We start from the raw sequence: 14,292 nt of genomic DNA on the forward strand, positions 1-14,292 counted from the left end.
CAGCGTGGCAGAGTCTCAGCGGCTGATCACGCGCGGGATGTCGACGCCTGTCAGCTTGTCCGGGTTGCGCATGGCGTAGAAGTGGGTGATCTTGCCGTCCACGACCTCGACGGTGACCACGCCCTCGAAGCTGTCCTCGAGGTACAGCTTGTACGCCGGGGCGTTGTTGTAGGTGGTCGGTTCGAAGCGGCCGCCCTGCCCGACGAACCGCATCAGCCCCATCACCAACTTCGCCACCGATTGCGCTCCCGACACCGGCCGTCGTGCCGCGCTGCGCTTACCGTCGCTGTCGGCCGTCCACACCACATCTGGCGCGAGCAATTCCAACAGCACATTCACGTCGCCGGTGGCCGCCGCGGTGAAGAACCGCTGGGTGACCTCCGTCGAAAGCTGCGGATCCACGGGATCGAACCGTTTGCGTCGCGTTTGCACGTGCTCGCGGGCCCGGTGTGCCATCTGCCGCACCGCGCTCGCGGATTTGTCTACCGCCGAGGCGATTTCGTCGTGACTGAAGCCGAACACCTCGCGCAGGACGAACACCGCACGCTCGTCGGGGCTCAGCGTCTCCAGGACCACCAGCATGGCCATGGACACTGACTCGGCCAGCACCACGTCGGCGGCGCCGTCGCGCGTCTCCAACAGCAGCGGCTCGGGCAGCCAGGGGCCGACATAGTCCTCGCGCCTACGGGATTGGGCCCGCAAAGCGTTGAGCGCCTGGCGCGTGACCAACTGGGCCAGATAGGCCTTGGTGTCGGTCACGCCTGCCAGGTCGACCTCGGCCCAGCGCAGGTAACTCTCCTGCAGCACATCGTCGGATTCCGTTGCTGTGCCCAGTATTTCGTAGGCGATGGTGAACAGGAGCGGCCTCAGATGCGTGAACCGCTCGGCGTGCTCGGTCGAGTTGCCTGTGCTGGGTGTACTCATGAGATGACCAGTGTCTCCTGCTGCGCCGCCGCGAGTTGCCGCGCCCGGTTGTCGCCGTGGAACCAGAAGTAGGAGCCTGGTTTTGCAGCCTCGCGACGGATGGCCCACAGCGTGGCTCGGCACACCCGCTCCTTGACGTACGCACCGGTACGGCCGCCCACGAAGGCCTTGCGTGGGCTGTCGTCGGCGTGGCAGAACTGCACGGTGCCCAGGCTGCGCCCGACGCTGACGCACTGCCCGGCGAACGCCTGGTTGATCACCGCGGGTTCGGTGCCGTTGATCCGTGCCAGCACGGTGTTGGCGGCCTGGATGCCCAGCGGTCCGGCGGACTGGCAGCTCATCCGCAGCGGGATGCCCGATGGTGACGCGGCGTCCCCGGCGGCGACGACGCACGGATCGTCCACGCTGGTGAGGGTTTCGTCGGTGCGCAGCCGGCCCAGTTCATCGGTCGTCAGGCCGCTGGCGGCGGCCAGGCCGGGCACCCCGAAGCCGGTGGTCCACACCGTCACGGCACTGGGCAGTCGGTTCCCGTCGGCCATCACCACGGCATCCGGCTCGACGGCGGCGACCAGGATGTCGGGCCCGTCGATGATCGACACGCCCTGCCGGGTCAGCGCTTTGACCACCGAACGGCGGCCGGATTCACCCAGCGAGGCGCCGACGACATCGGTGACCAGGGTGACGGAGCGGCCCGCCTCGGCGAACTCCGCGGCGGCCTCGATGCCGGTCAGCCCGCCGCCCACGACGACGATCGGCGCCCCGAGCGCGACGTCCTGCGGCCGGCTGCGCAGCCGGGTGGCCTGCTCGAATTCGCTGAGTGGATAAGCGAATTCGGCAGCGCCCGGCACCGCAGCCGGCACGCCGGCGGTGCTGCCAACGGCGTACAGCAGGTAGTCGTAGTCGAGCGTGTCGCCGGAGGTGAGGTACACCCGGTGGGCGGCCGCGTCGATGCGCTCGGCGCCGTCGACGAGCAGCCGCACCCGGTCGCCCAGCAGGGTGTCGTAGGCCTCGGTGGCATCGTCGTTGCCCGCCGCCAGTTGGTGCAGGCGAATCCGTTCGACGAACCGCGGTCGCGGGTTGACCAGAGTCACGTCGACGCCCGCGTCGCCCTGCAACCGGTTGGCGGCCAGCACCCCGGCGTAGCCGCCGCCGATCACTGCGACGCGGATGTTCTGGACGGTCATGGTGTCTCCTCTCGAAGGGCTTGTGCCCTCAAGACACCGCGCGCGCCCGGTTTGTGACAGCCCGGTCCGCGATGTGGCTCAGATCACTCGTTACACCAACCCGAGCGCCAGCATGGCGTCGGCGACCCGGATGAACCCGGCGATGTTGGCGCCGGCCATGTAGTTGCCCGGTTGACCGTATTCATCGGCGATGGTGAGGCAGCTGTCGTGGATGCGGCCCATGATCTCGGCCAGCCGCTGCTCGGTGTCCTCGAAGGTCCACGAGTCGCGCGACGCGTTCTGCTGCATCTCCAGCGCACTGGTGGCGACGCCACCGGCGTTGGCGGCCTTGCCGGGTGCGAAGGTCACGCCGGCCTCGGCGAACAACTTCACCGCCTCGGGCGTGCACGGCATGTTGGCGCCTTCGGCGACGATGCGGCAGCCCGACTTGATCAACAGCTCGGCGTCGGCGCCCGAGACCTCGTTCTGGGTCGCGGAGGGCAGCGCGATGTCGCACGGTACCTCCCAGATGCTGCGGCCCTCGACGAATTGTGCTGCGCCGGCGCGCGCTTCGACATAGTCGCTGATGCGCCCGCGCTGGACTTCTTTGACGTCTTTGAGGACGTCGATGTCGATGCCCTTCTCGTCGAGCACGTAACCGCTGGAGTCCGAGCACGCGACCACGATGCCGCCCAACGCGTGCACCTTCTCGATCGCGTAGATCGCCACGTTGCCCGAACCCGACACCACGACTCGTTTGCCGTCGAAGGAATCCCGTGCCGCGCGCAGGATTTCGTCGACGAAGAAGACCGTGCCGTATCCGGTGGCCTCGGTGCGGACCTGCGATCCGCCCCAGGTCAGTCCCTTGCCGGTGAGCACGCCGGACTCGTAGCGGTTGGTGATGCGCTTGTATTGGCCGAACAGATAACCGATTTCGCGCGTACCGACGCCGATGTCGCCGGCCGGAACGTCGGTGTACTCGCCGATGTGGCGGTAGAGCTCGGTCATGAACGACTGACAGAACCGCATCACCTCGGCGTCGGAGCGGCCCTTCGGATCGAAGTCCGAGCCGCCCTTGCCACCACCGATGGGCAGGCCGGTCAGCGAGTTCTTGAAGATCTGCTCGAAGCCGAGGAACTTCACGATGCCCAGGTACACCGAGGGGTGGAACCGCAGGCCGCCCTTGAACGGTCCCAGCGCGGAGTTGAACTCGACCCGGAAGCCGCGGTTGATCTGCACCGTGCCGGAATCGTCGAGCCACGGCACGCGGAAGATGATCTGCCGTTCGGGTTCGCACAACCGCCGGATCACGGCGTTGTCGGCGAATTCGGGGTGCTTGTCGACAACGGGCCCGAGGCTGGTCAGCACCTCGAATACGGCCTGGTGGAATTCCTTCTCGCCGGCGTTGCGCCGGGCTACTTCCTCATAGATGTCGCACAGGCTGGGATGTAATCCACTCATATCACTCAGTCCATCTGGTATCGCGGGAACACTGCCGCGGGCGCGGGCAGCGTGACACCCGGCTTGAGCCGAGTGCTGATGGCAGCGAAGGTTCGCTCGTCGGCCGGTTGCCCCAGCAGGTCGAGCATCTTGCCCATCGAATCCGGCATCACCGGCTGGCTCAGAAGCGCGGCGATGCGCACCGTTTCCAGCGTGGTGTAGAGCACTGTGCGGAAGCGCTGCTGGTCGCCTGGATCGGCAGACTTTCGCAACACCCACGGCTCCTGTGCCGAGAAATATCGGTTGGCCGCGCCGAGCACCGACCAGATCGCTTCCAGCGCAAGGTGCATGGCGGGCTCGGCGAAGTGCGCCCGCACCCGGTCCAGCAGCGCGTCGGCCGCGGCCAGCAGGGCGGTGTCGTCATCGGTGAACTCACCGGGATCGGGCACCACGCCGTCGAGGTTCTTGTTGACCATCGACAGCGAACGTTGCGCCAGGTTGCCCAGTTCGTTGGCCAGGTCGGCGTTGATGCGGCCGATGATGGCCTCTTCGCTGTAGCTGCCGTCCTGGCCGAAGGACACCTCGCGCAGGAAGAAGTAGCGCACCTGGTCGAGCCCGAACGCGTCGACCAGCGCAATGGGGTCGACGACGTTTCCGACCGACTTGCTCATCTTCTCGCCCTTGACGTTGATGAACCCGTGCGCGAAAACCCGTTCGGGGAGCGCGATTCCGGCCGACATCAGGAATGCCGGCCAGTACACGCTGTGGAATCGGATGATGTCCTTGCCGATCATGTGCAGATCGGCGGGCCAGTACTTGCCGAAGGTCTCCGACGTCACGTCCGGAAATCCCACGCCTGTCAGGTAGTTGGTCAGCGCGTCCACCCAGACGTACATGACGTGGTCGGGATGGTCCGGCACTGGAACGCCCCAGTCGAACGTGGTCCGCGAAATCGACAGATCCTTCAGCCCGCCGGAGACGAAGCTGACGATCTCGTTGCGCCGCACGTCGGGCCCGATGAACTCGGGGTGCGCCTGGTAGTGCGCGAGCAGACGATCGGTGTAGGCCGACAGCCGGAAGAAGTAGGTCTGTTCCTCGGTCCAGGTGACCGGTGTGCCCGTCTCGATGGCGGTGCGGGTGCCGTCGGGCCCCTCGGTGGTCTCGTCTTCGGCGAAGAAGCGTTCGTCGCGTATCGAGTACCAGCCGGAGTAGGCGCCGAGGTAGATGTCTCCGGCCTCGTTCATGCGCCGCCAGATCTCCTTGGAGGCCTCATAGTGGTCGGCGTCGGAGGTGCGGATGAACCGGTCGAAGGAGATGTTGAGCGTCTCCTGCAGCCGCTGGAACACATCGGAGTTGCGGTTGGCCAGCTCAGCGGCCGAGATACCCTCGGCTGCGGCGGTCTCGGCCATCTTCTGCCCGTGCACGTCGGTACCGGTCAGGTAGCGCACGTCGAACCCGTCGAGGCGCTTGAATCGAGCGATCGCATCTGTGGCGATGTACTCATACGCGTGCCCGATGTGAGGCGCGCCATTGGGGTAGGCGATCGCGGTGGTGATGTAGTACGGCGGCTTGCTCATCGGGGCATCACTCTATGGTGTTGCTGTGAGTTCCAAACGCTCAGGCAGGGAGAAGCCGCCCGCGCCGGAACCTCTGGCGCCCCTCGTCGATGCCCATACCCACCTTGACTCGTGCGGTGCCGAGACCGCGGACGACGTGCACGCCATTGTCGACCGTGCGGCCGCCGTCGGCGTGCAGAAGGTGGTCACCATCGCCGATGACCTCGCCTCGGCGCACTGGGTGGCCGGTGCCGCGGTAGCCGACGACCGGGTGTACGGGGCGGTCGCGCTGCATCCCACGCGTGCCAATGCGCTGACCGACGAGGCAAAAGCGGATCTGGAGCGGCTGGCGTCCCATCCGCGCGTGGTCGCCGTGGGCGAGACGGGGATAGATCTGTACTGGCCCGGCAAGGTGGACGGCTGCGCCACGCCCGCAGAGCAGCGGGAGGGCTTCGCCTGGCACATCGACCTGGCGAAACGGACCGGCAAGCCGCTGATGATCCACAACCGCGACGCCGACGCCGAGGTTCTCGACGTGCTGGCCGCCGAGGGTGCGCCCGAAACTGTGATCTTCCACTGTTTTTCGTCGGGTCCCGAGATGGCGCGCACATGCATCGACGCGGGCTGGATTTTGAGTCTGTCCGGCACGGTCAGCTTCAAAAACGCTGTTGACCTGCAGGAAGCTGCTCGGCTGATCCCGCGGGGGCAGATGCTGGTCGAGACCGACGCGCCATTCCTGACTCCGCATCCCTATCGCGGCGCGCCGAACGAGCCCTATTGCCTGCCATACACTGTCCGGGCATTGGCAAAGCTGCTTGACCGGCCCGAGCAGGACTTGGCGGCCGAGACGGCAACCACTGCGACCCGGGTGTACGGGCTGGACGAGAGTTGCCGTATATAGGCCTATTCGTTACCGTCTTGTGATCAACCGCTCGACGTGCAGTCGGTGAACCATGCCGTCAGCACGGGGGAGAGACGAATTTTACGTATGGATGCTCTGAACAAACTTCATGAATCGCGCTCGCCGTTGCTCCGAGGTGTCGTCGGCGCCGTACTGGTCACGCTGACAGCGGCCGGCGGGTTCGCTGTCTCGGCGCACAAGACGGTGACGCTCAACGTCGACGGTACGGCGATGACAGTGACGACCATGAAGTCCAGAGTGATCGACGTCGTCAAGGAGAACGGTTTCGACGTCGGCGACCGCGACGACCTCTACCCGGCCGCCAACCAGCCGGTGCAGGATGCCGGCAACATCGTGCTGCACCGCAGCCGCCCGCTGGAGGTCTCTCTCGACGGCCAGACCAGCCAGCAGGTGTGGACCACGGCCTCGACCGTCGACGAGGCGCTGGCCCAGCTGCAGATGACCGATACCGCGCCCGCCGCGGCGTCCCGTGGCACGCGTGTTCCGCTGGGCGGCATGGCGCTTCCCGTCGTGAGCGCCAAGACAGTCCAGATCGACGACGGTGGCGCGGTGTCGACTGTGCATCTGGCGGCCGCGAACGTGGCGGGCCTGCTGGACGCCGCAGGCGCCCCGCTGCAGCAGAACGACACCGTCGTCCCTGCCGCGTCGTCGCCCGTGACCGAGGGCATGCACGTCCAGGTGACCCGCATGCGCATCGAGAAGGTCACCGAGCGGATGCCGTTGCAGCCGGACAACAAGCGCATCGAAGACACCTCCATGAACATGAGCCGTCAGGTCGTCGAGGACCCGGGCGCCCCGGGCACTCAGGACGTGACTTTCGCGGTGGCGAAGGTGAACGGAGTGGAAACTGGCAGGCTGCCAGTAGCCAATGTCGTTATCACACCGGCTCGTGACGGCGTCCTCCGCGTCGGCGCCAAGCCGGGAACGGAAGTTCCACCCGTTGCGAACGGAAGTACCTGGGACGCTCTGGCCTCCTGCGAAGCCGGAGGTAACTGGGCGATAAACACAGGTAACGGTTTTTACGGCGGCGTGCAATTCGATCAAAACACTTGGGAGCGGCAGGGCGGTTTGCGGTATGCTGCGAGAGCCGATTTGGCGACCAGGGAAGAGCAGATTGCGATTGCTACGGTGACGCAGGCACGGCAAGGATGGGGAGCTTGGCCAGTGTGTAGCGGGAGGATTGGGGCGCGCTGACTATTCGACTGCTCGGGCGGACCGAGATAAGACGCCTGGCCAAAGAGATCGACTTTCGGCCACGCAAATCATTCGGACAGAACTTCGTGCACGACGCGAACACTGTCCGCCGTATCGTGTCGGCTTCAGGGATCCATCGCACCGATCACGTGCTGGAGGTCGGTCCCGGCCTCGGCTCGTTGACGCTGGCCCTGCTGGACCGTGGTGCGCAGGTCACCGCAGTGGAGATCGATCCGCTGTTGGCGCGACAATTGCCCGCCACCATCGCCGATCACTCGCACAGTGAGATCAACCGGCTCTCTGTGCTCAACCGCGACATCCTGACCCTCATGCCGGGTGATCTCACCGATCAGCCGACCGCACTGGTCGCGAACCTGCCGTACAACGTGGCGGTGCCCGCACTGCTGCATCTGTTGGCCGAGTTCCCGACCATCCGGACCGTGATGGTCATGGTGCAGGCCGAGGTGGCCGAACGCTTGGCCGCCGAGCCCGGTGGCAAGGACTACGGCGTGCCCAGCGCCAAGGTGCGGTTCTACGGCAACGTACGCCGGCACGGCATGGTGTCACCGACGGTGTTCTGGCCCATCCCGCGGGTGTACTCGGGCCTCGTACGCATCGACCGGTACGAGACCTCACCGTGGCCCACCGACGAGGCGTTCCGTGACGAGGTCTTCAACCTCATCGACATCGGGTTCGCGCAGCGTCGCAAGACGTCGCGTAACGCGTTCGCGGACTGGGCGGGTTCGGGCAACGAGTCGGCGGAGCGGCTGCTGGCCGCGAGCATCGATCCGTCCCGGCGCGGTGAGACTCTCGCCATCGCCGACTTCGTGCGGCTGCTGCAGCGCTCGAACGAGGCCGCGCTCGAGGCTGGGAAACAACAGGAACAGGTGCGCGTCACCTAGGCCTCACAACGACATCAGACGGGTCGCTCATCTCCGCGGTGAGCGACCCGTCTGTCGTTTCGGGCTACGGATCTGCTCTGCGGTTCTCGTCCAGGAATTCGTCCATGAGCGGGGTCTCGGCGACGACGGGGTAGTTGCCGGTGACACCGATGCGCTCGGCGGCCAATTGCATGACCCTGCCGCGCACCAGATACCAGCCGACGATAAGGGCCGGGACGATCACCACCAGGGCGACCAGGTTCCAATAATTCTCGTAGCACATCAGGCCGGTGACCACCGCCAGGAAGGCCAGGGTGGCGTAGCTCGTGTAGGGCGTACCGAACAGCCGGAACGCAGGCCTCGCCAACAGCCCGCGTTTGGACCAGCGGTACAGCTGGATCTGACAGATCACGATGGTGGCCCACGAGGCGATGATGCCGAGCGCCGACAGGTCCAGCGCTATGTTGAATGCTTCCGAGGGCACCACCATGTTGAGGAAGACGCCGAGCACGGTGAACACACCCGTCAGCGCGATACCGGCGAACGGGACGCCGCGCCTGGTCATCTTCGCGGTGAACTGCGGGGCACTGCCGTTCATCGCCATCGACCGCAGGATGCGTCCGGTGGAGTAGAGGCCGGCGTTCAGGCTCGACAGCGCGGCGGTGAGCACCACGAAGTTCATGATGTCGCCGGCTGCGGGCACACCGATCTTGGAGAAGAACGTGACGAACGGGCTGGTGCCCTGCTGATAGGCGGTGTAGGGCAGCAGCAGTGCGAGCAAGATGAGTGAGCCGACGTAGAACACGGCGATGCGGACCACCACCGAGTTGATCGCGCGCGGCATGACCTTTGCGGGGTGCTCCGTCTCACCGGCGGCTGTGCCGACCAATTCCACTGCAGCGTAGGCGAATATCACGCCGGAGGTGACGATCACGAGTTGCAGTACACCGTTGGGCAGCAAGCCGCCGTTGTCGGCGATGACCGAGAACCCGGTGTTCTGTCCTTCCACCCTGAACCGCCCCGCCAGGAACACGATGCCGACCACCAGAAAGGTCACCAGTGCCACGACCTTGATCAGCGCGGCCCAAAACTCCATCTCCCCAAACACTTTGACCGAGATCATGTTCACGGTCAGCACGATCACCAGCGCGATCAGCGCGATGGTCCACTGCGGGATGGCCTTGAACGCGCCCCAGTAGTGCATGTAGAGCGCGATCGCGGTGACATCGACGATCGAGGTGCAGGCCCAGTTGAAGAAGTACATCCAACCCGCCACGTACGCGGCCTTCTCGCCGAGGAACTCGCGGGCATAAGACACGAATGATCCTGACGAAGGCCGGTGCAGCACAAGCTCACCCAGCGCCCGCAGGATGAAGAACACGAACAGCCCGCACACGCCGTAGACGATGAACAACCCAGGTCCGGCGGTATGGAGCCGTCCGCCCGCGCCCATGAAGAGGCCGGTACCGATGGCTCCGCCTATGGCGATCATCTGAAGCTGTCGCGGTTTGAGCCCTTTGTGATACCCCTCGTCCTCGCGAGCGAGTCCAGACGGGTCGTGGTCGGTGGTGGATGGCGCGGATGACATCGTGCCGACGTTAGCTGCGGCGCGTGCCGCGGTAACGCGGTTGGCGTAAAACGTATGTTAAGTACGGTTACGTTCGGTGTTACCGCAGTGCCCTGGTGATCAGTTTCATGAACTCTGTGCACGAGTCATAGCGCATATCAGGTCTTTTCGCCATCGCCTTGGCCAGAATGGAGTCGACCGCGTGTGGTATCCACGAGACTTGGCGGGAGATCCGCGGCGGCGGGGAATGTAACTGGTGATCGACCAATCCCATCGCGGTGTTTGCGGTGAAGGGCGGCGATCCGGTCAGCATCTCGATGGCCGTGCACGCCAACGAATATTGGTCGGTGGCTGCCGAAGGTGCTCTCCCGCTGAGCAGTTCGGGCGCCGAGTACGGCAACGAGGCCTGCACCTGGGCGCGCGGCTCTCGGAACTGGCGCGTGATGCGCTTGGCGGGGTCGAGCGTGAGGCGTCCGCCGTCGTGGGCCAGCCGGATGGCCACGTCTTCCGAAACCGAGTGTGCCACCCCGAAATCGATCAGCACTGCTCGCGAAAAAGGGTTGTCCACAAGGATATTCGATGGTTTGACATCGCAGTGCACGATCCCGCACCGGTGCGCGTGGTCGAGCGTGGCCGCGATCTGAGTCAAGGCCGTGAGCCGGTCGCTCGTCATCGCCAGCCCGCCGATGGTGCCGCCGTCGACCAGTTCCATGGCCAGCCAGACCTGGCTCGCGGCGTAGACCCTGACGATGTTGGGGTGCGTGAGCCTGCGGGCGAAGTCGAACTCGCGCTGCAGCCGCGCCAGCTGATCGGGCCTGCGGTGCGATTCATTGAGGATCTTCAGTGCGACGACGGCGCCATCGGGATCGTGAGCGCGATACACCACGGCCCAGCCGCCGCGGCCGAGGACCTCGTCGACCTCGTATTCCGCGATGGACCCTTCACCGGGTGACACCACTGTCACAGCATAGGTTCGGTGACGGTTTGCCGTCCTCAGAGATAGTGTCGTGGCCGTGTCCGCATCCGACGGCAGTACCGCATCCGAATGGGTCCCCACCGGGTCGGTCACCGTGCGTGTGCCCGGCAAGGTCAATCTGTACCTCGCGGTCGACGACCTGCGTGAGGACGGCTATCACGAGCTGACCACGGTCTTTCATGCGGTATCGCTGACCGACGAAGTCACCGTGCGCAACGCCGACATGCTGTCGGTGACCATGTCGGGTGAAGGTGTCGAGGCGCTGCCCACCGACGAGCGCAACCTGGCCTGGCGGGCCGCCGTACTGCTGGCCGACCACGTCGGCCGCGCGCCCGACGTCGCCATCGCGATCGACAAGTCCATCCCGGTGGCCGGTGGCATGGCGGGCGGCAGTGCCGACGCGGCAGGTGTGCTGGTGGCGATGAACACGCTGTGGGAGCTCGGGGTGCCGCGGCGTGATCTGCATGCGCTCGCCGCCCGGCTGGGCAGCGACGTGCCCTTCGCGTTGCACGGCGGGACGGCGCTGGGCAGTGGGCGCGGTGAGGAACTGGCCACGGTGCTGGCCCGCAACACCTTCCACTGGGTGCTGGCATTCGCCCATCGCGGCTTGTCCACGCCGAAGGTGTTCGGAGAACTGGACCGGCTGCGTGCCGACGCCAGCCGCGACGAGCCGCCCCGGGCCGAGGAACCCGAACCCGTGCTGGCGGCACTGGCCTCGGGGGACGCGGCGGAACTGGCGTCGCTGCTGGGCAACGATCTGCAGCCGGCGGCGTTGAGCCTGTACCCGGAGCTCCGGCGCACCTTGCGGGCCGGCGTCGAGGCGGGGGCGCTGGCCGGCATCGTCTCGGGTTCCGGGCCGACCTGCGCGTTCCTGTGCGCGTCTGCGACCGCCGCGGTCGATGTGGGCGCGCAATTGGCGGGTGCAGGGGTGTGCCGTACGGTGCGGGTGACCAGTGGCCCGGTCCATGGGGCGCGGGTGGTGCCTGCGCCGTCGGCGTCGGTGTGATATCGGCGCGGTGTGACTCAGGACTCAATTCTCGCGTTGGTTTGGCAGCTACTTAAGAGTCTCATAAGATGACCGATGGTGATTGCCAGCGATGATGCATCGTCGCCCGTCGTGCTCGGCGGGCGGTTGACTTGCGGCCTGCCGCCGACGGCATCACCTAACCGAGACATAACCGCTGCCCAAATGTGTGCGCGCGCCTTCACACTGGCGTCGGACATCAGGCGGAGCATGGAAACCCGGGCGCTGTATCCCATGTCACCGGCGCTGCGGCTCCGGAAGCCGAGGAGGTCGTCGTGAGCAGATTCACCGACAAGATGTACCGCAACGCCCATGAGAGCGATCGCGGCATGGTCACCGGCGAGCCGCACGAGCCCGTCCGGCACACCTGGCTAGAGGTTCACGAGCGGGCCCGCCGCATCGCAGGCGGACTCGCCGCGGCAGGCATCGGACACGGCGCTGCGATCGGCGTGCTGGCCGGCTACCCGGTGGAGATCGCGCCGACGGCGCAGGGCGTGTGGATGCGCGGCGCGAGCCTCACCATGCTGCACCAGCCGACGCCGCGGACCGACCTGGCGGTGTGGGCCGAAGACACCATGAACGTCATCGGCATGATCGAGGCCACGGCCGTCATCGTCGCCGAGCCGTTCCTCGTCGCCATCCCGGTGCTCGAAGAAAAGGGCATCAAGGTGCTCACGGTGGCCGATCTGCTGGCCGCCGAGCCGATCGACCCGATCGAGACCGGCGAGGACGACCTGGCCCTCATGCAGCTGACCTCCGGGTCGACCGGGTCGCCCAAGGCCGTGCAGATCACCCACCGCAACATCCACTCCAACGCCGAGGCCATGTTCATCGGCGCGCAGTACGACGTCGACAAAGACGTCATGGTGAGCTGGCTGCCCTGCTTCCACGACATGGGCATGGTCGGCTTCCTGACCATCCCGATGTACTTCGGCGCCGAGCTGGTCAAGGTCACGCCGATGGACTTCCTGCGTGACACGCTGCTGTGGGCCAAGCTCATCGACAAGTACAAGGGCACCATGACCGCGGCGCCCAACTTCGCCTACGCGCTGTTCGCCAAGCGGCTGCGCAAGCAGGCCGAGCCGGGCCAGTTCGACCTGTCCACGCTGCGTTTCGCGCTGTCCGGTGCCGAGCCCGTTGATCCCGCTGACGTCGAGGACCTGCTCGACGCGGGCAAGCCGTTCGGGCTGGCGCCCGGGGCAATCCTGCCGGCGTACGGCATGGCCGAGACCACGCTCGCGGTGTCGTTCTCCGAGTGCAACGCCGGTCTGGTGGTCGACGAGGTCGACGCCGACCTGCTGGCGGCGCTGCGCCGCGCCGTGCCCGCCACCAAGGGCAACACGCGGCGGCTGGCGACGCTCGGCCCGCTGCTGACCGATCTCGAAGCCCGGGTGGTCGACGAGAACGGCGACGTGATGCCTGCCCGCGGCGTGGGCGTCATCGAGCTGCGCGGCGAGTGCGTCACTCCGGGTTACGTCACCATGGGCGGATTCCTGCCGGCCCAGGACGAGAACGGCTGGTATGACACCGGCGATCTCGGCTACCTGACCGACGAGGGACACGTCGTGGTCTGTGGCCGCGTCAAGGACGTCATCATCATGGCCGGCCGCAATATCTACCCGACCGACATCGAGCGGGCCGCCGGTCGTGTCGACGGCGTGCGCACCGGATGTGCGGTCGCAGTGCGGCTGGACGCCGGGCACTCGCGGGAGACCTTCGCCGTCGCCGTGGAATCCAACGCCTGGCAGGATCCGGCCGAGGTACGCCGTATCGAGCACCAGGTCGCCCACGAGGTCGTCACCGAGGTCGACGTGCGGCCGCGCAACGTCGTCGTGCTCGGGCCGGGCACCATCCCGAAGACGTCGTCGGGCAAGCTCCGCCGCGCCAACTCCGTTTCGCTGGTCACCTAGTCGCGTTCGCTGGTCACCTAGCCGCGCGAGCAGACGCTGAGGTACGCGACACGCCGGTGTTCGGGTGCCGCCAGGTCTGTTCGCGGTGGCTAGTGAGGCTGTTCGTGGGGTGACCGCGTCGCCGCATCCTGCTCGATGCGGTCGTAGACCTGCCACCAGATGAGCTCGTGGTCGACGACCGAGATCTCACGCCGTGCCAGCCGCTCGTCGGCGTCGATGAGCCGGGCCGCCGCGGTGGCCAGCCGGTCACGCGCAGCCAGGGAGAGCGGCTCGTCGTATCCGGCCATCGTGATGGCGACGATGGTGTGGACCTGTCTGCGGGCCTCACCGGCCATGGTGACGATGACGACACCGGCTACCAACGGCACTGCCGTGGACACCGCCAATGCTGTCCACGGTGTGAGCAGCGTGGGGGACAGCCACGCCTCGCACTGCAACCACAGCAGCATCCCCCACAGTGGCCAGCCCCGCGCGGCGCGAATCCACCGGCGGTCGCTCGTACTGAGGCCGGGCGGGAAGACCACCAGCCGGTAGTGGACGATGCCGAATCGGCCCGGACGGACGTCGATCGAACCCCATACCCGATCCCCGTCGAGCAGCCGGGCTACGCAGCGGCGCAGCGGGTGCGAGCGCATGATGCCCATACTTCGGGTCTACCCCTATTTGGTCGGTAGGCACAGGGCTCCAAACGCTTTCTTGACGTCTTGTTCGGAAGGTCTTTGCGCATCTGAGTAT

Annotated in this window: 12 protein-coding genes; 5 read left to right on the forward strand and 7 right to left on the reverse strand. The window is 66.3% G+C overall.

The features are described from left to right. Positions 1-15 precede the first annotated feature (15 nt). From BTO20_RS07560 to metG, 4 genes are all read right to left on the reverse strand, one after another. Positions 16-924 carry an RNA polymerase sigma-70 factor gene (locus BTO20_RS07560; RefSeq protein ID WP_087074681.1) on the reverse strand — a complete coding sequence of 303 codons (909 nt, stop codon included), beginning with the start codon at positions 922-924 and terminating at the stop codon, positions 16-18. Continuing rightward, positions 921-2,108, reverse strand: coding sequence for an NAD(P)/FAD-dependent oxidoreductase (locus BTO20_RS07565; protein WP_087074683.1), 1,188 nt, complete (start codon positions 2,106-2,108; stop codon positions 921-923). The genes BTO20_RS07560 and BTO20_RS07565 overlap by 4 nt, the downstream gene beginning before the upstream one ends. Before the next feature lie 90 nt (positions 2,109-2,198). Then, positions 2,199-3,548 (reverse strand): NADP-specific glutamate dehydrogenase, encoded by a 1,350-nt coding sequence (gene gdhA / locus BTO20_RS07570; RefSeq protein WP_087074685.1) that lies wholly within the window; start codon positions 3,546-3,548, stop codon positions 2,199-2,201. 5 nt (positions 3,549-3,553) lie between these two features. After that, positions 3,554-5,104, reverse strand: coding sequence for a methionine--tRNA ligase (metG, locus tag BTO20_RS07575; protein WP_087074687.1), 1,551 nt, complete (start codon positions 5,102-5,104; stop codon positions 3,554-3,556). Positions 5,105-5,129: 25 nt separating this feature from the next. On the opposite strand from metG, the gene BTO20_RS07580 reads away from it, so the two are divergent. From BTO20_RS07580 to rsmA, 3 genes are all read left to right on the forward strand, one after another. Further along, positions 5,130-5,984 (forward strand): TatD family hydrolase, encoded by an 855-nt coding sequence (locus tag BTO20_RS07580; protein ID WP_087074689.1) that lies wholly within the window; start codon positions 5,130-5,132, stop codon positions 5,982-5,984. An 87-nt stretch (positions 5,985-6,071) separates the two neighbouring features. Then, positions 6,072-7,199: a resuscitation-promoting factor gene (locus BTO20_RS07585; RefSeq protein WP_087074691.1), complete on the forward strand. Its 1,128-nt coding sequence runs from the start codon at positions 6,072-6,074 to the stop codon at positions 7,197-7,199. Next, a complete protein-coding gene (rsmA, locus tag BTO20_RS07590) occupies positions 7,196-8,101 on the forward strand; it encodes a 16S rRNA (adenine(1518)-N(6)/adenine(1519)-N(6))-dimethyltransferase RsmA (RefSeq protein ID WP_087074693.1) in 906 nt (301 codons plus the stop codon). Before BTO20_RS07585 ends, rsmA begins: the two co-directional genes overlap by 4 nt. Positions 8,102-8,165: 64 nt before the next feature. Here rsmA and BTO20_RS07595 read toward each other — a convergent pair whose 3' ends face one another. Next, positions 8,166-9,668 (reverse strand): amino acid permease, encoded by a 1,503-nt coding sequence (locus BTO20_RS07595; RefSeq protein WP_087074695.1) that lies wholly within the window; start codon positions 9,666-9,668, stop codon positions 8,166-8,168. Between the two features lie 79 nt (positions 9,669-9,747). Then, on the reverse strand, positions 9,748-10,605 hold the full coding sequence (locus BTO20_RS07600) for a serine/threonine-protein kinase (protein ID WP_087074697.1): 858 nt from the start codon (positions 10,603-10,605) through the stop codon (positions 9,748-9,750). Between the two features lie 55 nt (positions 10,606-10,660). Here BTO20_RS07600 and BTO20_RS07605 point away from each other — a divergent pair, with 55 nt between their 5' ends. After that, positions 10,661-11,629 (forward strand): 4-(cytidine 5'-diphospho)-2-C-methyl-D-erythritol kinase, encoded by a 969-nt coding sequence (locus BTO20_RS07605; protein ID WP_198344289.1) that lies wholly within the window; start codon positions 10,661-10,663, stop codon positions 11,627-11,629. A 293-nt stretch (positions 11,630-11,922) separates the two neighbouring features. Continuing rightward, positions 11,923-13,557, forward strand: a complete 1,635-nt coding sequence (locus BTO20_RS07615) for a fatty acyl-AMP ligase (RefSeq protein ID WP_087074701.1) — start codon at positions 11,923-11,925, stop codon at positions 13,555-13,557. An 89-nt stretch (positions 13,558-13,646) separates the two neighbouring features. Here BTO20_RS07615 and BTO20_RS07620 read toward each other — a convergent pair whose 3' ends face one another. After that, entirely contained in the window at positions 13,647-14,201 is a 555-nt protein-coding gene (locus tag BTO20_RS07620) for a DUF6611 family protein (protein ID WP_087074703.1), read from the reverse strand. Between the last annotated feature and the right edge of the window lie 91 nt (positions 14,202-14,292).

The organism is Mycobacterium dioxanotrophicus, from assembly GCF_002157835.1.
Taxonomy (GTDB): domain Bacteria; phylum Actinomycetota; class Actinomycetes; order Mycobacteriales; family Mycobacteriaceae; genus Mycobacterium; species Mycobacterium dioxanotrophicus.

What these genes read in the sequence shown, in the direction of transcription:
- gdhA (WP_087074685.1), bottom strand. Translation starts at nt 3,548, where the DNA reads ATGAGTGGATTACATCCCAGCCTGTGCGACATCTATGAGGAAGTAGCC.
- BTO20_RS07585 (WP_087074691.1), top strand. Translation starts at nt 6,072, where the DNA reads ATGGATGCTCTGAACAAACTTCATGAATCGCGCTCGCCGTTGCTCCGA.
- BTO20_RS07565 (WP_087074683.1), bottom strand. Translation starts at nt 2,108, where the DNA reads ATGACCGTCCAGAACATCCGCGTCGCAGTGATCGGCGGCGGCTACGCC.
- BTO20_RS07595 (WP_087074695.1), bottom strand. Translation starts at nt 9,668, where the DNA reads ATGTCATCCGCGCCATCCACCACCGACCACGACCCGTCTGGACTCGCT.
- BTO20_RS07620 (WP_087074703.1), bottom strand. Translation starts at nt 14,201, where the DNA reads ATGGGCATCATGCGCTCGCACCCGCTGCGCCGCTGCGTAGCCCGGCTG.
- BTO20_RS07560 (WP_087074681.1), bottom strand. Translation starts at nt 924, where the DNA reads ATGAGTACACCCAGCACAGGCAACTCGACCGAGCACGCCGAGCGGTTC.
- metG (WP_087074687.1), bottom strand. Translation starts at nt 5,104, where the DNA reads ATGAGCAAGCCGCCGTACTACATCACCACCGCGATCGCCTACCCCAAT.